Source organism: Pseudomonas sp. P4_C1, assembly GCF_056402155.1.
Genome location: NZ_JBFUHY010000057.1, coordinates 12,372 through 32,001, shown reverse-complemented (window position 1 = coordinate 32,001; position 19,630 = coordinate 12,372). Strand labels below are relative to the sequence as shown.

Below are 19,630 nucleotides of genomic sequence, written 5' to 3'. Positions count from 1 at the left end.
GTCTAGGGCTCAACGAAGCCCGTGCTTGTCACTCAGCATTCAACGGTCGAGGCCCTTGGTGGAATTCGGGAGCACCCCATATGAATCAGGCGCTGCCGAAGAAACTCTGGGATCGACTCGGGCTGGTCTCAATACTGGACACGATAACCCGGCTTAACCGCTTAACCTGAACCGCCGTATACGGAACCGTACGTACGGTGGTGTGAGAGGACGGCGGATGTAAATCCGCCTCCTACTCGATTATGAGAGAACACCCATGACCGCCGCCAAGAACCGTATTTTAGAGCTGCGCGCTGAGCTGGATCAGCACAACTATCGTTACCACGTGCTCGACGAGCCGAGCATTCCGGACGCCGAATACGACCGCTTGTTCAACGAGCTCAAGACTCTGGAAGCGGCCAATCCAGAACTGATCACCAGTGACTCGCCAACCCAGCGAGTGGGCAGCGCAGCGCTGTCGGCGTTTACCCAGGTGCGTCACGAAGTGCCGATGCTCAGCCTCGGCAACGCCTTCGAAGAAACCGACATGCGTGAGTTCGACCGCCGGGTGACCGAAGGCCTGGACCTGCCGGCCGGCGACCTGTTCGGTGGCGGCGCGACAGTCGAGTACAGCTGTGAGCCCAAGCTCGATGGCCTGGCCGTCAGCCTGCTGTATCAGGATGGCGTCCTGGTGCGCGGCGCGACCCGCGGCGATGGCACCACCGGCGAAGACATCAGCGTCAACGTGCGCACCGTACGCAACATCCCGCTCAAGCTGCACGGCACCGGTTGGCCGGCGACCCTGGAAGTGCGCGGCGAAGTGTTCATGTCCAAGGCCGGTTTCGAACGGCTCAACGCCACGCAGCTGGAAGTCGGCGGCAAGACCTTCGCCAACCCGCGCAATGCAGCGGCGGGCAGTTTGCGCCAGCTGGATTCGAAGATCACCGCCAATCGCCCATTGGAATTCTGCTGCTACGGTATCGGCCAGGTGTCGGCGGACATTGCCGATACGCACATCGGCAATTTGCAGCAACTCCAGGCCTGGGGCATGCCGATCAGCCATGAGCTGAAACTGGCGCACGGCATCGCCGAGTGCCTGGATTACTACCGCGACATCGGTGAGCGTCGTAGTGCGCTGCCGTATGAAATCGACGGCGTGGTGTTCAAGGTCAACAGCATTGCCTCCCAGCGCGAACTGGGTTTTCGCGCCCGTGAGCCGCGTTGGGCCATCGCCCACAAATTCCCGGCAATGGAAGAACTCACCGAACTGCTCGATGTGGAGTTTCAGGTCGGCCGCACCGGGGCGGTGACGCCGGTGGCGCGTCTGAAACCGGTCAAGGTCGCGGGTGTCACGGTGGCCAACGCCACGCTGCACAACATGGACGAAGTCGCGCGTCTGGGCCTGATGATCGGCGACACGGTGATCATCCGCCGCGCCGGTGACGTGATTCCGCAAGTGGTTCAAGTGGTCATGGAGCGTCGTCCGGAAAACGCCCGGCCGGTGCAGATTCCCGAGCAGTGCCCGGTGTGCGGTTCCCATGTCGAGCGCACGCAGCTGATCAAGCGCAGCAAGGGTCGCGAGACAGTCAGCGAAGGTGCGGTGTATCGCTGCGTCGGTCGCCTGGCCTGCGGCGCACAACTCAAGCAGGCCATCATTCACTTCGTTTCCCGTCGCGCCATGGACATCGAAGGCCTGGGCGAGAAGAGCGTCGAGCAACTGGTCGACGAAGGCCTGGTGAGTTCGCCGGCCGATCTGTACGCCCTGACTTTCGAGCAGATCGTCGACCTGGAAGGCTTTGCCGAGCTGTCGAGCAAGAACCTGCTCGGCGCCATCGAAGACAGCAAGAAGCCGAGCCTGGCGCGGTTCATCTACGCCCTCGGGATTCCCGATGTCGGCGAGGAGACGGCCAAGGTCCTGGCGCGCTCCCTGGGCTCGCTGGAACGGGTGCAGCAGGCCTTGCCACAGGTGCTGACGTACTTGCCGGACGTCGGGCTGGAAGTCGCGTACGAGATCCACAGTTTCTTCGAGGACGCGCATAACCGGCAGGTGATCGCCGATTTGCTCAGGCATGGCATGCAGATTCAGGATCAGGGCGAGTTGGGTGCCGAATTTGCCGCGAGCACCACGTTGGGCGGTTTCCTCGACAAGCTGCATATTCCGTCGGTCGGTCCGGGCGGGGCGCAGAAACTGGCAGACAAGTTCGGCTCGCTGCAGGCGGTGATCAGTGCAGATTGGCTGGACATGCGTCAGGCGCTGCCAGAGAAACAGGCCAATTCGGTGCGCGAGTTCTTTGCGGTCGAAGAAAATCGCCAATTGGCCGAAGCGGCCGAGAAACAACTGGCCGATTTCGGCATGCACTGGCAGAGCGAGAAGAAGGTCGTCGAAGGCTTGCCGCTGGCCGGGCAGACCTGGGTGCTGACCGGCTCGCTGGAGCTGATGAGCCGCGATGTGGCCAAGGACAAACTTGAAAGCCTGGGGGCCAAGGTAGCGGGCTCGGTGTCGGCCAAGACCCATTGCGTGGTGGCTGGGCCGGGTGCCGGGTCGAAGTTGACCAAGGCCAATGAGCTGGGGCTGAAAGTGCTGGATGAAGAGGCGTTTGTTGAAACATTGCGCGGGTACGGCAAGGTAGATTGAGTAGTAATTCAACCTGTAGGAGCGAGCCTGCTCGCGATGGTGGATCAGGCGCATTGATGTCGACTGACACTCCATCGCGAGCAGGCTCGCTCCTACAGGTGTTGCGTTCGACCTGGGAACGATCCTCCTTTGGAAATGATCTAGTCTCTGCAAGCCTCAGGGAGAGATCGCCATGTACCGTTTTTTCGAGCAGCTCAGCTCGCGCATCGCCGCGCCGTTCACGGCCGAAAGCTCGCGCAACAGCAAAATCTGGTCCTGTCGTTGCGGGCAGTCGCTGTTCTTTCGCAACAGCCAGTGCCTGGCCTGTTCGGCTGCGTTGGGCTATCAGCCGGAGCAGAGTCGCTTGTCTGCGCTGCAACCGGGTGTGCAAGCGGGCACCTGGCTGCTGGATGCCGATCCCGGGGCCGGCCTGTTTCGACGCTGCGCCAACCTCGACTCCCCGGCGGCCTGTAATTGGTTGCTGCCAGCCAATGACCATGACGTCTTGTGCATTGCCTGCAGCCTCAATCGCACCATTCCTGATCTGTCGATAGCCGACAACCACGAGCGCTGGCGCAAGGTGGAAACCGCCAAGCGGCGTCTGGTCGCGCAACTGCTCACCCTGGGGTTGCAGGTGATTCCCAAAACCGTCGATGAAGAGACGGGCCTTGCCTTCGATTTCATCGGCGCGGACCTCAAAGGCAAACCGCCGACCACCGGACACGCCAATGGCCTGATCACCCTTGATATCAAGGAAGCCGACGACGCGCACCGCGAGCAGGTGCGGGTGCAAATGCACGAACCCTATCGCACGTTGCTCGGGCATTTCCGTCATGAAGTCGGGCACTACTACTGGGATCGATTGATCGCCAATAGCCAGTGGCTGGAGCCTTTTCGCGGATTGTTCGGCGATGAGCGCGCCAGCTATGCCGAAGCCCTCGAGCGGCATTATCAGCAGAGCGCGCCGCTTGACTGGCAGCAGTACTACGTCAGCGCCTACGCCACCATGCACCCGTGGGAAGACTGGGCGGAAACCTGGGCGCATTACCTGCACATGATGGATGCAGTGGACACCGCGCTGGGCTTCGGTATGAGCGCCCGGGACATGGACTTCGACTATCAGCCGTTTCCGTTGGATACCCTCTACGATCCGCAGCATCCCGATGGCGCGGCATTTCTGTCGTTCGTCAATGCGTGGATCGAATTGGCCGGCATGCTCAACGAGCTATCGCGCAGCATGGGGCAGCCGGATTTCTATCCGTTCGTCCTGCCGCCTGCGGTCATTGCCAAGCTGCACTTTATTCATCTGGTGATTCAGCAGGCGGGCGGCAGGGCGGATGAGGTGCTGCAGGCGCAATAGCAAGTGCTTGAACCCCCTCATATTTTTAATCCGAAACCAACGGTTGTAACTTCGCCTCAGATAGGTACAATGGCGCGGCTCGCCGACAGGTGAGTGTCGTTATGGTGACCCCATCGGTCCCCCCGCAACGATCAACCGTGAACCCGGTCAGGCCTGGAAGGGAGCAGCCGCAGCGGTGACATTGTGTGCCGGGGTGTGGCTGGTGGGGTTACCACCTTAACGCCACGCGAGTGTTCTCTCGTGTTATTTATCTGAAAACAGACTTTCGCTAGCTGCCAGGATCTTGTCCGGGGCGGTTTTTCGTCGTTTGCAGTTTATCCACAGCCGCAGGCTCGCCACCGATATACAACCGAACAATCGCATCGATCTCCCCGGACATTTTCATCTGTACCAGGGTGCGCAGAATGCGCTGCACCGGCACTTGCGGGTCGTTGCGTACGTAGCAACCGACGTTCTGCTCCTGCAGCACCGCCACGCTGTGCAGCTGTTGGTCCGGCAGCAGGCGCTGATTGAACCAGTCCAGGCTCCATTGATTGCTGACGGCATAGCGGTTGCGGCCGGCGAGGAGTTTTTCCAGCACCAGTTCCTGATTGCGTGCGTCGTCGCGATACAGCTGGCCGGCGTCGAACAGCGGTTGCAGGGTCGGGTAGCTGTAGCCCAGCACGGTGCCGATGGACTGATCTGGCAATTCCGCCGGGTTCACAGCGGTGGGGTGTGCATTCCGGGTGATCAACAGGTCGGGCTGGGTAAAGAGCGGGATGCTCCAGAGATAATCGCCAGACTGATTGGGCAGCCACGATTGCGCGGCATAACAGCGGACATCGACCTCGCCTTGCTCCATGGCGTTTTGCACCCGTGCGCGGGGCAATACATGGAATTCGGCCGGTACGCCGACCTGAGTCGCGAGGCTGAGCATCACGTCATACAGGATGCCCTGGGTCGGTTTGTCCTGTTCAAGTTGCACCATGGGCATGGTCCAGCTGTCGGATATCACGAAACGTAGCGGCGCTTGCGCCGCCACGCTGTCCAGGCTGATCAACAGCAATGCCCCCAAGGCCAGCCGCATAAACCACTCCGTTAATAGCCCCCGATGTGCAGCTTAGCCACAATACACGAGCGCACCGGATGCAATTTGTGCCTTGCTCCGCTAGCATTAGGCGCTTCTGCTTCCTTCGCTGCGACGGTTTTCGATGAGTTATCAGGTTCTTGCACGTAAATGGCGTCCGCGCTCGTTCCGCGAAATGGTCGGCCAGACCCATGTGCTCAAGGCTCTGATCAATGCCTTGGACAGCCAGCGGCTGCACCACGCGTACCTGTTTACCGGTACCCGGGGGGTCGGCAAGACCACCATCGCGCGGATCATTGCCAAATGCCTTAACTGCGAAACAGGTATCACTTCGACCCCTTGCGGTGAATGCTCGGTGTGTCGCGAAATCGACGAAGGCCGCTTTGTCGACCTGATCGAGATCGACGCCGCGAGCCGCACCAAGGTCGAAGACACCCGCGAGTTGCTCGACAACGTGCAGTACGCCCCGAGCCGCGGGCGCTTCAAGGTCTACCTGATCGACGAAGTGCACATGCTCTCCAGCCATTCCTTCAACGCGCTGCTCAAAACCCTCGAGGAACCGCCACCCTACGTCAAGTTCATCCTGGCCACCACCGACCCGCAGAAACTTCCTGCAACGATTCTGTCGCGGTGCCTGCAGTTCTCCCTGAAGAACATGACGCCGGAACGCGTGGTCGAGCACTTGACCCATGTTCTGGGTGTCGAGAACGTGCCGTTCGAAGACGATGCACTGTGGCTGCTGGGCCGCGCCGCCGATGGGTCGATGCGTGATGCCATGAGCCTGACCGACCAGGCGATTGCCTTCGGTGAGGGCAAGGTCACGGCCGCCGACGTGCGGGCGATGCTCGGGACCCTCGATCACGGGCAGGTCTACGACGTCCTGCATGCGCTGATCGAAGGCGATGCCAAGGCGTTGCTCGAAGCCGTCCGCCACCTGGCCGAGCAAGGCCCGGACTGGAATGGCGTGCTTTCGGAAATTCTCAATGTGCTGCACCGCGTTGCCATCGCCCAGGCCTTGCCGGAAGGCGTCGATAACGGTCACGGCGACCGTGATCGCGTGTTGGCGCTGGCCCAGGCGTTGCCGGCCGAAGACGTGCAGTTCTACTACCAGATGGGCCTGATCGGCCGCCGCGACCTGCCGCTGGCGCCGGATCCCCGGGGCGGTTTTGAAATGGTGCTGCTGCGGATGCTGGCGTTCCGGCCTGCAGACACCGCGGATGCCCCGAGGCAACCGCTAAAGCCAGTGGGGATCAGCCAGGCCACAGTTGATTCCGCAAACTCAGTGGCTGCCGCGCCGGTTGTTGCGCCGGTAGTTGCTGCGGCCGTTGCACCGATAGCGGCTGCGCCAGTGGCGGCGCCTGCATCTGCACCGGAACCGGTAGCGCCGGCCGTTGTGCCAGAACCTGCGCCTGTGGTTGAAGCGGTCGTGGTCGAAGAGGTGGTCGACCTGCCGTGGAATGACCCGGTCGAGCCGGCGCCCGTTCAGCAACCGGCGGTGGAGCCGGTGCTGGAAACTGCCAGCGAACAACCCGAATTACCGCCGATGCCGTTGCCGACGCCGGACAGCGTGGTGCCGGACGCGCCTGAATGGGCTGCCGCGCCGATCCCGGAACCTTCGGTGGCCGACGTCGATGTCGCGACGCCGGGCATGGATCTGGATGACGAGCCGCCGCTGGACGAGGATTACATCGAGCCGGACATGGATTCGGCCTACAGTTACCTCGACGAGCTGGCCAGCGAGCATGCCGCCGACCCGGTTCCGGAGCCCGAGCCTGAGCCCGCGGCAATGCCGGCCACCGGTCTGGCCCTGCAATGGCTGGAGCTGTTCCCGAAATTGCCGATCTCCGGCATGACCGGCAGTATCGCCGCCAACTGCACGCTGATCGCGGTGGATGGCGACAATTGGCTGATGCACCTGGACCCGGCCCACAGTGCCTTGTTCAACGCCACTCAGCAGCGTCGCCTGAACGATGCGCTGAACCAGTATCATCAGCGCACACTGACCCTGAGCATCGAGCTGATCAAGCCAGAGCAGGAAACCCCGGCACAAGCGGCTTCGCGCCGCCGCGTCAACCGTCAGCGCGAGGCGGAGGAATCGATCCACGGTGATCCGTTCATCCAGCAAATGATGCAGCAGTTCGGTGCGGTGGTCCGTAACGATACTATTGAACCTGTCGACGCCCTGGTCACTCAGGGCTAATAACTGAAGGCGTTTGGCCGCATGGGCCGGGCGCTGTTTTAATCCAAGTACTTTTGAGGTGATTACCATGATGAAAGGTGGCATGGCCGGCCTGATGAAGCAGGCGCAGCAGATGCAGGAAAAAATGGCCAAGATGCAGGAAGAACTGGCCAACGCCGAAGTCACCGGTAAGGCCGGTGGCGATATGGTCACCGTGGTGATGACCGGTCGTCATGACGTCAAGAGCGTGACCATCGACCCAAGCCTGGTCGAAGGCATGAGCGAAGACGACAAGGAAATGCTCGAAGCGGTCATCGCATCCGCGGTCAACGATGCCGTGCGCAAGATCGAAGCCAACAGCCAGGACAAGATGGGCAGCATGACTGCCGGCATGCAACTGCCGCCGGGCATGAAACTGCCATTCTGATTCGCCTTCAGGCGGCAGATGAGTTACAAAAATGCCAGGCATAGCGCCTGGCATTTTTGTTTCTGGCTGATAGATATGTTTGGCTGACATGCCGCCACAAAGGTCTGCTCCCTATATCACCGAGCCCCATCGATCACAGGAGACGCTGCCATGTCCGACCCCATGACCCTCAATCAACGCATTGTCCTGGCTTCACGCCCGATAGGCGCGCCAACGCCGGAAAACTTCCGCATGGAGCGGGTGGCGCTGCCGGATCTGGCCGACGGTCAGGTGCTGCTCAAGACCGTTTTCCTGTCGCTGGATCCCTACATGCGCGGACGCATGAGTGACGCACCTTCCTACGCAGCACCGGTGGAAATCGGCGAAGTCATGACCGGGGGCGCTGTCAGCCGGGTCGAGCGCTCGCTCAATCCGAAGTTTCAGGAAGGTGATCTGGTGGTCGGTGCCACCGGTTGGCAAAGCCACAGCATCAATGACGGCCGCAGCATCATCCCTGTGCCGTCGGGATTGCCTAGTGCGTCGATGGCCCTCGGGGTGTTGGGGATGCCGGGCATGACCGCGTACATGGGGCTGATGGATATCGGCCAGCCCAAGGCCGGCGAGACCCTGGTGGTTGCAGCGGCGTCCGGAGCGGTGGGCTCGGTGGTCGGCCAGGTGGCGAAGATCAAGGGCTTGCGCGTGGTCGGTGTGGCGGGTGGAGCGAAAAAGTGCCGTTATGTGGTCGAAGAGTTGGGTTTCGATGCCTGCATCGACCACAGGAGCCCGGACTTTGCTGACGAGCTGGCGCAGGCCTGCCCCAAGGGGATCGACATCTACTACGAAAACGTCGGTGGCAAGGTATTCGACGCCGTGGTGCCGTTGCTCAACCCCAAGGCGCGGATTCCACTCTGCGGCCTGATTGCCTCCTATAACGCCTATGAAGCGCCGAGCGGGCCGGATCGCCTGCCACTGTTGCAACGCACCCTGTTGACCAAGCGGGTGCGCATCCAGGGCTTCATTGTGTTCGATGACTATGGTGATCGCCAGCCGGAATTCCTCAGTGCCATGGCGCCCTGGGTGCGCGATGGCAAGGTGAAGTTCCGCGAAGACGTGGTCGATGGCCTGGAGCAGGCGCCTGATGCGTTCATCGGCATGCTGGAAGGGCGCAACTTCGGTAAATTGGTGGTTCGGGTTGCCCGTGACTGAGTAATTGACGCTGCAATTTGACGCTCAACCGGGGCGCGGGTATAAACCGCGTCTCGTTGTTTTGTCGGACTTTTCCACCATGAGCTTCAGCCCTTTGATTCGCCAACTGATCGACGCCCTGCGAATTTTGCCCGGTGTGGGTCAGAAAACCGCTCAGCGCATGGCGTTGCAGTTGCTCGAGCGTGACCGCAGTGGCGGCTCACGACTGGCGCTGGCCCTGAGCCAGGCCATGGAAGGGGTCGGTCACTGCCGCTTGTGCCGTACGCTGACCGAAGATGATCTCTGCCCGCAATGCGCCGATACCCGTCGCGACGACACCTTGCTCTGCGTGGTGGAAGGCCCGATGGACGTCTATGCGGTGGAGCAGACTGGTTTCCGCGGGCGTTATTTCGTGCTCAAGGGGCATCTGTCGCCGCTCGACGGTCTGGGGCCGGAAGCCATCGGCATTCCGCAATTGATGGCACGGATCGAAGAAGCCGGCACTTTCACCGAAGTCATCCTGGCCACCAACCCGACCGTGGAAGGTGAAGCCACCGCGCACTACATCGCCCAATTGCTCAGCAACAAAGGCCTGATCGCCTCGCGTATCGCCCACGRCGTACCGCTCGGTGGTGAGCTGGAGCTGGTGGATGGCGGGACGCTGGCGCATTCGTTTGCCGGGCGTAAGCCGATCACTTTGTAATTTGTGTTGTTCGGCCCGACGCCATCGTCGGATCGCCGCCCGGAGCAAGCTCGCTCCCACAGGGTATTGCGGCGTACACAAAACCAATGTGGGAGCGAGCTTGCTCGCGATGCAGGCGACGCGGTTTCACAATTCTATTGAAAACCAAGCAAGCGCTCGGTTAACTTCACTGACCCCTTCAGTGGAGCTCGCCGATGTCTGCCTTTCAGGAATACTTCGACCCCAGCCACCAATTGGTCCGCGACAGCGTCAGACGTTTCGTCGAGCGCGAGATCCTTCCTGATATCGAGCAGTGGGAAGAAGCCGAAAGTTTTCCTCGCGAGCTCTACCTCAAGACCGGCGCGGCGGGGATTCTCGGCATCGGTTACCCCGAAGCTTACGGAGGCAGCCATGAAGGGGATCTGTTCGCCAAGGTGGCCGCCAGTGAAGAGTTGATGCGCTGCGGCTCAGGCGGGTTGGTTGCCGGCCTGGGCTCGCTGGATATCGGCTTGCCGCCCGTTCTCAAGTGGGCCCGGCCCGAAGTGCGTGATCGTGTGCTGCCGCAGGTGCTGTCGGGAGAGAAGATCAGCGCCCTGGCCATTACCGAGCCCGGCGGCGGCTCCGACGTCGCCAACCTGCAAACCCGCGCCGTGCGCGATGGCGATTTCTACCGGGTCAGTGGCAGCAAGACCTTTATTACCAGCGGTGTGCGCGCGGATTTCTATACCGTCGCGGTGCGAACGGGCGAGCCAGGTTTCGGTGGCATCAGCCTGTTACTGATCGAGAAGGGCACGCCCGGTTTCACCGTAGGGCGGCAACTGAAGAAAATGGGCTGGTGGGCCTCAGACACGGCCGAATTGTTCTTCGATGATTGCCGGGTGCCTGCAGGAAACCTGATCGGCGCCGAGAACATGGGCTTTGCCTGCATCATGGGCAACTTCCAGAGCGAACGCCTGGCCCTGGCGCTGATGGCCAACATGACCGCACAGCTGGCGCTGGAGGAGAGCCTGAAGTGGGCGCGCCAGCGCGAAGCCTTTGGCAAACCGATCGGCAAGTTTCAGGTGATCAAGCATCGCCTCGCCGAGATGGCGACCGCGCTGGAAGTGTCCCGGGAGTTCACTTACCGCCAGGCCGCGAAGATGGCGGCGGGGCAGAGCGTGATCAAGGAGATTTCCATGGCCAAGAATTTTGCGACGGATACCGCAGACCGGATCGTCACCGATGCGGTGCAGATACTCGGTGGGCTGGGTTATATGCGCGAGAGCCTGGTGGAGCGGCTGTACCGCGACAACCGGATCCTGTCGATTGGCGGCGGGACGCGGGAAGTGATGAACGAGATCATCAGCAAGCAGATGGGGCTTTGAGTCGATCTTGAGTTTAGTGGTGTTGCCACTGACGCCATCGCGGGCAAGCCCGCTCCCACAGGGAACTGCGGCGTACACAAGTTTTGTGCATGACAAAGAAAACTGTGGGAGCGGGCTTGCCCGCGATGACGTCAGCTAAGACGCCGCTTACTTATCGGAAAGGGCAAACTGCGTCAGGCAAAACGTAGGAATACCCATGTCCTCCAGGCGCTGCGAGCCACCCAGTTCCGGCAGATCGATAATCGCCGCCGCTTCATGCACCCGGGCGCCCATGCGACGGATCAGGTTGGCGGCGGCAATCAGGGTGCCGCCGGTCGCGATCAGGTCATCGAACATCACCACCGAATCCCCCTCGCACAGGCTGTCGGCGTGCACTTCCAGGAAGGCTTCGCCGTATTCGGTCGCATAGCCCTCGGCCAGCACGTCAGCCGGCAACTTGCCTTGCTTGCGAAACAGCACCAGCGGCTTGTTCAACTGATAGGCCAGTACCGAACCGATCAGGAAGCCACGGGCGTCCATAGCGCCGACGTGGGTGAAGTCAGCCTCGACGTAACGGTGGGCGAAGCTGTCCATCACCAGGCGCAGGGCCGTGGGCGACTGGAACAGCGGGGTGATGTCGCGAAAGATCACACCCGGCTTCGGGAAGTCGATGACAGGGCGGATGAGGGATTTGATGTCGAAGGAGTCGAAGGCCATAGTCGAAGAATCCTGGCAGGGCTGCAAACGACTCAGTATAACGGCGGCTGAACCGTTTCGCGCAGCCGCAACGGTTTGTTTCAACTTTCCAGGGAGCCGCCGGCCAGGGCGCAAAGCTGGATCGGGTCAATAATCCGGATTTCCTTGCCTTCTGCCGCAATCAGTTCGTTTTGCTGGAAGCGTGTGAAGACGCGGGACACGGTCTCCACCGCCAGGCCCAGGTAGTTGCCGATTTCGTTGCGCGACATGCTCAGGCGGAACTGATTGGCGGAAAAGCCCCGGGCGCGGAAACGTGCCGAGAGGTTGACCAGGAAGGTGGCGATGCGTTCGTCGGCCGTCTTCTTCGACAACAGCAGCATCATCTGCTGATCGTCACGGATCTCACGACTCATCACCCGCATCAGCTGACGGCGCAACTGCGGCAATTGCAGGGCCAGTTCGTCGAGGCGTTCGAAAGGAATTTCACACACCGAAGTGGTTTCCAGGGCTTGTGCCGACACCGGGTGCTTTTCGGTGTCCATGCCCGACAGGCCGACCAGTTCGCTGGGCAGGTGGAAACCGGTGAGCTGTTCTTCACCGGTGTCGCTCAGGCTGAAAGTCTTGAGGGCGCCAGAACGGACTGCGTAGACAGAATCGAAGGTATCGCCCTGACGGAACAGAAATTCGCCTTTTTTCAGCGGCCGGCCGCGTTTGACGATTTCGTCCAGCGCGTCCATGTCTTCCAGGTTCAGCGAAAGTGGCAGGCAAAGAGGGGCCAGGCTGCAATCCTTGCAATGGGCTTGATTATGAGCGCGCAGTTTTACTGGCTCGGACATTTCTTCAATCCTTGTGGGAATTCACACATAAGACGTAAGGGTAACTCACCCGAGGACATTGAGGCCAGCCTGTGGCGCTTTTGTCGCAGCGCTCTAGATCACCCGTGAAAACCGTTGCCGGCTGTGTTGCTCCAGGTACGCGTCGAACACCATGCACACCGAGCGCACCAACAGTCGCCCGGCGGGCAGGATAGTGATTCTGTCTCGATCGAGTTCAATCAACCCGTCTTTGGCCATGTCTTGCAGTTGGGGCCAGAGATCGCCGAAATAGCCCTGGAAATCGATGTTGAAGGCTTGTTCGATGCCGGCGAATTCGAGACTGAAATTGCAGATCAATTGCTGAATGACCGCGCGCCGCAGGCGGTCATCGGCATTGCACAGCAGGCCACGGCTGGTGGCCAGTTGCATTGATGCAAGGGCGTTCTGGTACCCGGTCAGGTCACTGCTGTTCTGGCAATACAGATCGCCGATCTGGCTGATCGCCGAGACGCCGAGGCCGATCAAATCGCAATGACCGTGTGTGGTGTAGCCCTGGAAATTGCGTTGCAGGGTCGATTCTTCCTGGGCAATCGCCAGCTCATCGTCAGGCAGGGCGAAGTGGTCCATGCCGATGTAGCGGTAGCCGGCCGTGATCAGTTGCTCGATGGTGCGCTGCAGCATTTCCAGTTTCTGCGCGGGTGTCGGCAATTCATTGCTGTTGATGCGCCGCTGCGGCATGAAGCGTTCCGGCAGGTGGGCGTAGTTGAACACCGACAACCTGTCCGGTTGCAGGTGGATGACCTCTTCGACGGTGCGGGCGAAGTTTTCCGGCGTCTGTTTCGGCAGTCCGTAGATCAGGTCGATGTTGATCGAGCGAAATTGCAAGGTGCGGGCGGCGTCAATCACCGCGCGGGTTTCTTCCAGGCTTTGCAGACGATTGACCGCTCGCTGAACCGCCGGGTCGAGGTCTTGCAGGCCGATACTGACCCGATTGAAACCCAGTTCGCGCAGCAGGCCCATGGTCGACCAGTCGGCCTCGCGCGGGTCGATCTCGATGCCGTAGTCGCCGGAGTCGTCGTCCAGCAAATTGAAGTGTTTGCGCAAATGCGCCATCAACTGGCGCAGTTCGTCGTGGCTGAGAAAGGTCGGCGTGCCGCCACCGAAATGCAGTTGCTCGACTTTCTGCGTGGGGTCGAGGTGGCAGGCGATCAACTGGATTTCCTGTTCCAGGCGCTGCAAATACGGCTGCGCCCGGCCGCGATCCTTGGTGATGACCTTGTTGCAGGCGCAGTAATAGCAAATGTTCGCGCAGAACGGCACGTGCACGTACAGCGACAACGGGCGTTGAGCCTTGCGGCTGTCGCGCAGGGCATGAAGCAGGTCAAAGGTGCCGACCTGGCTGTTGAATTGCACGGCGGTCGGGTACGAGGTGTAGCGGGGTCCCGCCAGGTCATAACGGCGGATCAGATCGGTGTCCCAACGAATGGCGTCGAGCATCATGCGGGCATTCCCCCGGATAGGCTGGCAGTGTCAGCCACTTTATGCGAGGGCGGGGTGGGGCATCTTGATTTGCATCAAGGGTCGAGATTTGTGCTGTTGGTGCGGGCCTCTTCGCGGGCAAGCCCGCTCCCACAGGGATCTCTGTCGTTCACGAAGAATCTGTCCGGCACATATTCTGTGGGAGCGGGCTTGCCCGCGATGGGGGCGCCGCCGATCTAGTGCCCCATGAGCCAATGCTGATGCGGTCCCGGCAAGGTCCAGATGCCGAACAGCATCACCAGCAATCCGCCCGCCATCCGTACGCTGCGCTTGCGCAACAGTGCGGTGATGCGCTCGGCGGCAAGGCCGGTCGCCAGCAGCACCGGCCAGGTGCCGAGGCCGAACGCGAGCATCAACAATGCGCTGTCCAGTGCGTTGCCCTGGCTGGCCGACCACAGCAAGGTGCTGTAAACCAGACCGCACGGCAGCCAGCCCCAGAGCGCACCCAGCAGCAGCGCACGCGGCACGCTCGACACCGGCAGCAACCGGTTGGCGACTGGCTGGATATGCCGCCACAAGCCGCGACCGAGGCTTTCGATGCGGGTCAGGCCGCTCCACCAGCCAGCCAGATACAGGCCCATGGCAATCAGCAGCAAGCCGGCAAGGATACGCAGGAACATCGCCGCCGGGCTGCTGGCCACGGCCCATCCGGCCAGGCCGATCAGCAGTCCGGCGCAGGCATAGCTCAGGATCCGTCCCAGGTTGTAGGCCAGCAGCAGGTGAAAGCGGCGGCTGCGTTGTTCCTTGGGAATCGCCAGGGTCAGTGCGCCCATCAAGCCGCCGCACATGCCCAGGCAATGGCCGCCACCGAGCAAGCCGAGGATCACTGCTGACACCAGCAGGGGCGCCAACTCAAGCATGGGGCGGTGCCTTGTCTTGCGGTTTGGCCGGTTGGCCGCTGGCTTCATCGACGGCGGCGGTGTGGTTCGGGTCCTGGTCGTCGAACAGGATACTGTGGGCCGGGCCGTCGAGGTCGTCGTACTGACCGCTGTCGACCGCCCAGAAGAAGATATAGACGGCGATGGCCACGATCAGCAGCGCAGCGGGAATCATCACGTATAGAGCTGGCATCTGGACTCCATGCCCGCGCGGCTCAGGCCGGCAGCGGGCGGGTTTCTGGCGTGGTGCCTGGGGCGGGCGCGCTCGGCATGCGAGTCAGGCGCAGCGCGTTCAACACCACGGTCAACGAACTGATCGACATGCCCACCGCTGCCCAGACCGGAGTGATCCAGCCGAGGGCGGCGAAGGGCAGCATGAGGCCATTGTACAGCCCTGCCCACAGCAGGTTCTCGATAATGACCCGGCGGGTGCGCCGCGCCAGGCTGAAGGCTTGCACCAGCGCGTCGAGGCGGTTGGACAACAGCACGGCGTCGGCACTGGTCTTTGCCAGGTCCGTGGCCGAGCCCATGGCGACGCTGATATCCGCCGCCGCCAGCACCGGCACGTCATTGACCCCGTCCCCCAGCATCAACACCTTGCGACCTTCCTTGTGCAGTTGTTGCAGGACCTGCAGTTTGTCGTCCGGACGCAAGCCGCCACGGGCTTCATCGATGCCCAGTTCCGCCGCCACGCTGGCGACCATCGGCGAGCTGTCGCCGGACAACAACAGCGTGCGCCAGCCACGCGCCTTGCACGCGGCCAGCAACGCGGGCGCATCGGCACGCAAGCGATCATCGAGGACGAGCCAGGCCAGCGGTCCCTGGCTGTCGCCGAGCAGCAGCCATTGGCCGGCTTCTTCGGGCATCGACGGCAACACGGCGCCGCTGAGTTCGCAGACGAAGCGAGGTTGGCCGATGCGCAGGCGTCGCCCATCAACCAGGCCCTCCAGGCCAAGACCCGGGCTGCTGTGGACTTCTTCGGCAGCCATCGGCGCACGACCGAAAGCACGGGCGATCGGGTGTTCGGAGCGGTTTTCCAGGGCGGCGGCGAGGCTCAGGCATTGATCGCTGTCGAGCGCGCCGAGGGGGCGGATCGAGCGCAGCGCCAGGCGCCCTTCGGTGAGGGTGCCGGTCTTGTCGAAAATCACCGTGTCGATCTGGTTCAGGCCTTCCAGCACATGACCACGGGTCAGCAACAGACCGAGTTTGTGCAGTGTGCCGGTGGCTGCAGTGAGGGCGGTCGGCGTCGCCAGCGACAAGGCGCACGGGCAGGTCGCCACCAGCATCGCAAGCACGATCCAGAATGCCCGCGATGAGTCGAGCTCCCACCACAACAGGCCAATCGCGGCGGCGGCAATCAGCGACAACAGCAGGAACCATTGCGCGGCGCGGTCGGCGATTTCCGCCAGTCGCGGTTTTTCGGCCTGGGCACGATCGAGCAGGCGAACGATGGCCGAGAGGCGAGTGTCCTGACCCAGGGCCTGAACCTCGACGGTCAGTGCGCCTTCGACGTTCAGGGTGCCGGCGGTGACCGCATCGCCGAGGGTGCGGGGTTGCGGCAGGTACTCGCCGGTCAGCAGCGACTCGTCGACACTCGACTGGCCGTCGAGGATCTTGCCGTCAGCCGGCAGAATGGCGCCCGGATGAACCAGCACTTGATCGCCGACACGCAGTTCACTGAGCAGAATGCGTTCGCTCTGGCCGTCGGGTGTCAGTCGCAGACACGAGGCAGGCAGCAGATTCACCAGCTGCGCAGTGGCGGCAGCCGTGCGCTCGCGGGCGCGCCGCTCCAGATAACGCCCGGCCAGCAGGAACAGGGCAAACATGCCGACGGCATCGAAATACAGTTCGCCGACCCCGGTGATCGAGGTCCAGATCCCGGCGATGTAGGCACTGCCGATGGCCAGCGACACCGAAACATCCATGGTCAGGTGGCGGGTGCGCAGATCGCGCATGGCGCCTTTGAAGAACGGCGTGCAGCTGTAGAACACGATCGGGGTGGTAAGGAACAGTGCGACCCAGCGCAGGATGGTGTGCATTTCAGGGCTGAGATCGATGTTGAATTCAGGCCAGGTGGCCATGGTTGCCATCATTGCCTGAAACCACAGCAGCCCGGCCACCCCGAGCTGGCGCAGGGCCAGGCGGTTTTCGCTGGCCAGTTGTTCGCAGGCGCGGTCGGCCTGATACGGGTGTGCGGCGTAACCGATCTGGCGCAGTTCGCTGAGCATTTGGCTCAGCGGTAATTGCCCGTCGGCCCAGCGCACGTGCAGGCGATGGTTGGACAGGTTCAGGCGTGCTTCGGCCACGGCCGGCAAGGTGCGCAGATGTTTTTCGATCAGCCAGCCGCAGGCCGCGCAGCTGATGCCTTCCATCAACAGCGTGATTTGCGCCATTTCGCCTTCGTGGCGAACAAAGGGCTGCTGCACATCGGCGCGGTCGTACAGCGCCAGTTCGTCCACCAGTTGCACGGGCAGCGCTTCGGGGTTGGCCGAGGCTTCGCTGCGGTGCCGGTAATAGCTTTCCAGGCCACCGGCGACAATGGCTTCGGCCACGGCCTGGCAACCCGGGCAGCAGAATTCGCGGGACTCCCCGAGCACGACGGCGATGAAGCGACTGCCGGACGGGACGGGCAGGGCGCAGTGGTAGCAGGGGAGTGGGGTGGTGGTCATGGAGTATTCACTGGTACTGCTGAATCTCTATCGTCTGATAGGGCCTCATCGCGAGCAAGCTCGCTCCCACAGGGATCGTTGGTGTACTCAGGATCTGAGCATGGTGCTGATCAACTGTGGGAGCGAGCTTGCTCGCGATGCGCGAAGCGCGGCTTTACTTCTTCAGGTCTTCCGCACCTTGCAACGGTTCGTCGCCGAGCAGCAGATCCTTGTCATGGCTGACCATTTCTTCTTCGAACATGCGCCAGATGTGCTCGTCCTGGGTGCCGAGCAACTCGATAAAACGCCGGCCTTCGATCTTGTCGCTCAACTGGCCGATGTAGCGGCCCTGTTCGGTTTCGCTGCGGGCCAGGGTGATCTTGCGATCCTTTTCCGGCTGGGTCGGCGAGATCAGGTTCAGCTCCAGGGTCTTGGGCTGGCTCTCGCCGCTCAAGCGCAGGTCAACCTCGCCGGTCACGCCATCGAGATGAACGCTGGCGCGCATTTTCAGGGTCTGGGCCAGCAACTCACGGTCGAGGGAGCGGTTGATGCCTTTGCCAGCCTCGTAGTAGTTGTCGTTGACCAGGTTGTCCGGGTTGTTCACCGCGATGGTCACCATGGACAAGGTCAAGGCCACCGAGCAGGCCAGGATCCCGATGATGATCCACGGCCAAAGGTGCTTGTACCAGGGGCTTGCGGCAGTTGCTGCGGGCATGTTCAGTTCTCTCAACGAATTTGTGGGCCGATGAACCGGCTCTTGGCTTCAATGTGGACGCTGTCGTCATCGGCATCCTTGAGGATGAATTTCACCTCGTTGGTGCTCGACGGCAGTTTTTCCGGCGCGACGGACAGCTCGGCAGGCTGGCTGACGATCTCGCCGGCCGCGACCTTGATCTCGCGCCGGCCCTGCAATTTGAGATCCGGCAGGCCAGAGGCTTCGAGCACGTAGGTATGGTCGCGCTGGTCCTTGTTCATGATTTTCAGGCTGTAGACGTTTTCGATCCGGCCTTCGGCGTTCTCGCGGTACAGCACGCGGTCCTTGCTGACATCGAAACCCACCAGCGCACGCATGAAGAATGCCGTCACCAGCAAGCTGATCATCGCCAGCAGCACCACGGCATAGCCGATCAGGCGCGGGCGCAGTTTATGGGTTTTCTGCCCGGACAGGTTGTGCTCGGTGGTGTAGCTGATCAGCCCGCGCGGGTATTCCATCTTGTCCATGATGGCGTCGCAGGCATCGATGCAGGCGGCGCAACCGATGCATTCGATTTGCAGGCCGTCACGGATGTCGATACCGGTCGGGCAGACCTGGACGCACATGGTGCAGTCGATGCAGTCACCCAGGCCCTGGGCCTTGTAGTCGATGCCTTTTTTACGCGGGCCACGGCTTTCGCCACGGCGCGGATCGTAGGAAACGATCAGGGTGTCCTTATCGAACATCACGCTCTGGAAGCGTGCGTACGGGCACATGTAGATGCACACCTGTTCGCGCAACCAGCCGGCGTTGCCGTAAGTGGCGAGGGTGAAGAAACCGACCCAGAAGTACGACCAGCCATCCGCCTGGCCGGTGAAGAAGTCGAACACCAGTTCGCGGATCGGCGAGAAGTAGCCGACGAAAGTCATGCCGGTGACGAAACCGATCAGCAGCCACATGGTGTGTTTGCTGAGTTTGCGCAGGAACTTGTTGGCGCTCATCGGCGCCTTGTCTAGCTTGATGCGTTGGTTGCGGTCACCTTCGGTGACTTTTTCGCACCACATGAAGATCCAGGTCCAGACGCTTTGCGGGCAGGTATAGCCGCACCAGACCCGGCCGGCGTACACGGTGATGAAGAACAGGCCGAACGCGGCGATGATCAACATGCCGGACAGCAGAATGAAGTCCTGGGGCCAGAAGGTGGCGCCGAAAATGAAGAACTTGCGCTCCGGCAGGTTCCACCAGACGGCCTGATGACCGCCCCAGTCCAGCCACACCGTGCCGAAATACAGCAGGAACAACAGGGCACCGCCAGTCATACGCAAGTTGCGGAACAGGCCGGTGAAGGCGCGGGTGTAGATTTTTTCCCTGGAGGCGTAGAGGTCGACGCTGTTGTTCGCGTTCCTGGCAGGTGGAGTGACGTCGTGTAGCGGAATCTGGTTGCTCATCATTGCATCCCACGGCAGTGGAAAAGTGCCTCGGTCAGTACCTGCCGACCGCGGTCAAAAAGGGGTGTTGCAGTGGCTCAATGATACGCCTGTCGCTC

At 61.7% G+C, this 19,630-nt stretch carries 16 protein-coding genes, 1 other RNA gene and 1 pseudogene; 9 read left to right on the top strand and 9 right to left on the bottom strand.

Going from position 1 to position 19,630, the window contains the following annotated elements; genetic code table 11:
• The 4 genes and pseudogenes from AC1DU9_RS22495 to ffs all read left to right on the top strand — a co-directional run.
• A pseudogene (locus tag AC1DU9_RS22495) lies at positions 1 to 170 on the top strand (group II intron reverse transcriptase/maturase); the annotation flags it as partial.
• Positions 171 to 256: 86 nt separating this feature from the next.
• Positions 257 to 2,614 carry an NAD-dependent DNA ligase LigA gene (gene ligA / locus AC1DU9_RS22490; RefSeq protein ID WP_223462363.1) on the top strand — a complete coding sequence of 786 codons (2,358 nt, stop codon included), beginning with the start codon at positions 257 to 259 and terminating at the stop codon, positions 2,612 to 2,614.
• A gap of 172 nt (positions 2,615 to 2,786) precedes the next feature.
• Positions 2,787 to 3,953: a zinc-binding metallopeptidase family protein gene (locus AC1DU9_RS22485; protein ID WP_223462362.1), complete on the top strand. Its 1,167-nt coding sequence runs from the start codon at positions 2,787 to 2,789 to the stop codon at positions 3,951 to 3,953.
• A gap of 111 nt (positions 3,954 to 4,064) precedes the next feature.
• Positions 4,065 to 4,161: signal recognition particle sRNA small type (ffs, locus tag AC1DU9_RS22480), an RNA gene on the top strand.
• A 60-nt stretch (positions 4,162 to 4,221) separates the two neighbouring features.
• Here ffs and AC1DU9_RS22475 read toward each other — a convergent pair.
• Positions 4,222 to 5,019 (bottom strand): substrate-binding periplasmic protein, encoded by a 798-nt coding sequence (locus AC1DU9_RS22475; RefSeq protein ID WP_223462361.1) that lies wholly within the window; start codon positions 5,017 to 5,019, stop codon positions 4,222 to 4,224.
• A gap of 124 nt (positions 5,020 to 5,143) precedes the next feature.
• On the opposite strand from AC1DU9_RS22475, the gene dnaX reads away from it, so the two are divergent.
• The 5 genes from dnaX (at position 5,144) to AC1DU9_RS22450 (ending at position 10,835) form a co-directional block, all read left to right on the top strand.
• On the top strand, positions 5,144 to 7,219 hold the full coding sequence (dnaX, locus tag AC1DU9_RS22470; protein WP_223462360.1) for a DNA polymerase III subunit gamma/tau: 2,076 nt from the start codon (positions 5,144 to 5,146) through the stop codon (positions 7,217 to 7,219).
• Positions 7,220 to 7,286: 67 nt separating this feature from the next.
• On the top strand, positions 7,287 to 7,625 hold the full coding sequence (locus tag AC1DU9_RS22465; RefSeq protein ID WP_007971455.1) for a YbaB/EbfC family nucleoid-associated protein: 339 nt from the start codon (positions 7,287 to 7,289) through the stop codon (positions 7,623 to 7,625).
• A 150-nt stretch (positions 7,626 to 7,775) separates the two neighbouring features.
• Positions 7,776 to 8,810: an NADP-dependent oxidoreductase gene (locus tag AC1DU9_RS22460; protein WP_477810806.1), complete on the top strand. Its 1,035-nt coding sequence runs from the start codon at positions 7,776 to 7,778 to the stop codon at positions 8,808 to 8,810.
• 79 nt (positions 8,811 to 8,889) lie between these two features.
• Positions 8,890 to 9,492, top strand: coding sequence for a recombination mediator RecR (gene recR / locus AC1DU9_RS22455; RefSeq protein WP_477810805.1), 603 nt, complete (start codon positions 8,890 to 8,892; stop codon positions 9,490 to 9,492).
• Positions 9,493 to 9,686: 194 nt separating this feature from the next.
• Complete coding sequence (locus tag AC1DU9_RS22450; RefSeq protein WP_477810804.1) at positions 9,687 to 10,835, top strand: acyl-CoA dehydrogenase family protein; 1,149 nt, start codon at positions 9,687 to 9,689, stop codon at positions 10,833 to 10,835.
• Between the two features lie 147 nt (positions 10,836 to 10,982).
• Here the strand turns inward: AC1DU9_RS22450 and AC1DU9_RS22445 are convergent, their stop codons facing one another.
• The 8 genes from AC1DU9_RS22445 to ccoG form a co-directional block, all read right to left on the bottom strand.
• A complete protein-coding gene (locus AC1DU9_RS22445) occupies positions 10,983 to 11,531 on the bottom strand; it encodes an adenine phosphoribosyltransferase (protein ID WP_108218883.1) in 549 nt (182 codons plus the stop codon).
• 80 nt (positions 11,532 to 11,611) lie between these two features.
• On the bottom strand, positions 11,612 to 12,346 hold the full coding sequence (gene fnr, locus AC1DU9_RS22440; protein ID WP_007995802.1) for a fumarate/nitrate reduction transcriptional regulator Fnr: 735 nt from the start codon (positions 12,344 to 12,346) through the stop codon (positions 11,612 to 11,614).
• 93 nt (positions 12,347 to 12,439) lie between these two features.
• Positions 12,440 to 13,822, bottom strand: coding sequence for an oxygen-independent coproporphyrinogen III oxidase (gene hemN, locus AC1DU9_RS22435; RefSeq protein WP_223462366.1), 1,383 nt, complete (start codon positions 13,820 to 13,822; stop codon positions 12,440 to 12,442).
• A gap of 218 nt (positions 13,823 to 14,040) precedes the next feature.
• The gene (locus AC1DU9_RS22430; RefSeq protein WP_477810803.1) at positions 14,041 to 14,724 is read right to left on the bottom strand and encodes a sulfite exporter TauE/SafE family protein; all 684 of its coding nucleotides are present in this window, start codon (positions 14,722 to 14,724) and stop codon (positions 14,041 to 14,043) included.
• Positions 14,717 to 14,935 (bottom strand): cbb3-type cytochrome oxidase assembly protein CcoS, encoded by a 219-nt coding sequence (gene ccoS, locus AC1DU9_RS22425; RefSeq protein WP_007971444.1) that lies wholly within the window; start codon positions 14,933 to 14,935, stop codon positions 14,717 to 14,719. Before ccoS ends, AC1DU9_RS22430 begins: the two co-directional genes overlap by 8 nt.
• A gap of 22 nt (positions 14,936 to 14,957) precedes the next feature.
• A complete protein-coding gene (locus AC1DU9_RS22420) occupies positions 14,958 to 17,411 on the bottom strand; it encodes a heavy metal translocating P-type ATPase (RefSeq protein ID WP_477810802.1) in 2,454 nt (817 codons plus the stop codon).
• Between the two features lie 154 nt (positions 17,412 to 17,565).
• Entirely contained in the window at positions 17,566 to 18,105 is a 540-nt protein-coding gene (locus tag AC1DU9_RS22415; protein WP_223462356.1) for a FixH family protein, read from the bottom strand.
• A gap of 11 nt (positions 18,106 to 18,116) precedes the next feature.
• Positions 18,117 to 19,532 carry a cytochrome c oxidase accessory protein CcoG gene (ccoG, locus tag AC1DU9_RS22410; RefSeq protein ID WP_477810801.1) on the bottom strand — a complete coding sequence of 472 codons (1,416 nt, stop codon included), beginning with the start codon at positions 19,530 to 19,532 and terminating at the stop codon, positions 18,117 to 18,119.
• Positions 19,533 to 19,630 lie beyond the last annotated feature (98 nt).

Coding starts and splice junctions, on each gene's coding strand:
- ligA (WP_223462363.1), top strand. CDS start 257: ATGACCGCCGCCAAGAACCGTATTTTAGAGCTGCGCGCTGAGCTGGAT.
- AC1DU9_RS22485 (WP_223462362.1), top strand. CDS start 2,787: ATGTACCGTTTTTTCGAGCAGCTCAGCTCGCGCATCGCCGCGCCGTTC.
- AC1DU9_RS22475 (WP_223462361.1), bottom strand. CDS start 5,019: ATGCGGCTGGCCTTGGGGGCATTGCTGTTGATCAGCCTGGACAGCGTG.
- dnaX (WP_223462360.1), top strand. CDS start 5,144: ATGAGTTATCAGGTTCTTGCACGTAAATGGCGTCCGCGCTCGTTCCGC.
- AC1DU9_RS22465 (WP_007971455.1), top strand. CDS start 7,287: ATGATGAAAGGTGGCATGGCCGGCCTGATGAAGCAGGCGCAGCAGATG.
- AC1DU9_RS22460 (WP_477810806.1), top strand. CDS start 7,776: ATGTCCGACCCCATGACCCTCAATCAACGCATTGTCCTGGCTTCACGC.
- AC1DU9_RS22450 (WP_477810804.1), top strand. CDS start 9,687: ATGTCTGCCTTTCAGGAATACTTCGACCCCAGCCACCAATTGGTCCGC.
- AC1DU9_RS22445 (WP_108218883.1), bottom strand. CDS start 11,531: ATGGCCTTCGACTCCTTCGACATCAAATCCCTCATCCGCCCTGTCATC.
- fnr (WP_007995802.1), bottom strand. CDS start 12,346: ATGTCCGAGCCAGTAAAACTGCGCGCTCATAATCAAGCCCATTGCAAG.
- hemN (WP_223462366.1), bottom strand. CDS start 13,822: ATGCTCGACGCCATTCGTTGGGACACCGATCTGATCCGCCGTTATGAC.
- AC1DU9_RS22430 (WP_477810803.1), bottom strand. CDS start 14,724: ATGCTTGAGTTGGCGCCCCTGCTGGTGTCAGCAGTGATCCTCGGCTTG.
- ccoS (WP_007971444.1), bottom strand. CDS start 14,935: ATGCCAGCTCTATACGTGATGATTCCCGCTGCGCTGCTGATCGTGGCC.
- AC1DU9_RS22420 (WP_477810802.1), bottom strand. CDS start 17,411: ATGACCACCACCCCACTCCCCTGCTACCACTGCGCCCTGCCCGTCCCG.
- AC1DU9_RS22415 (WP_223462356.1), bottom strand. CDS start 18,105: ATGCCCGCAGCAACTGCCGCAAGCCCCTGGTACAAGCACCTTTGGCCG.
- ccoG (WP_477810801.1), bottom strand. CDS start 19,532: ATGAGCAACCAGATTCCGCTACACGACGTCACTCCACCTGCCAGGAAC.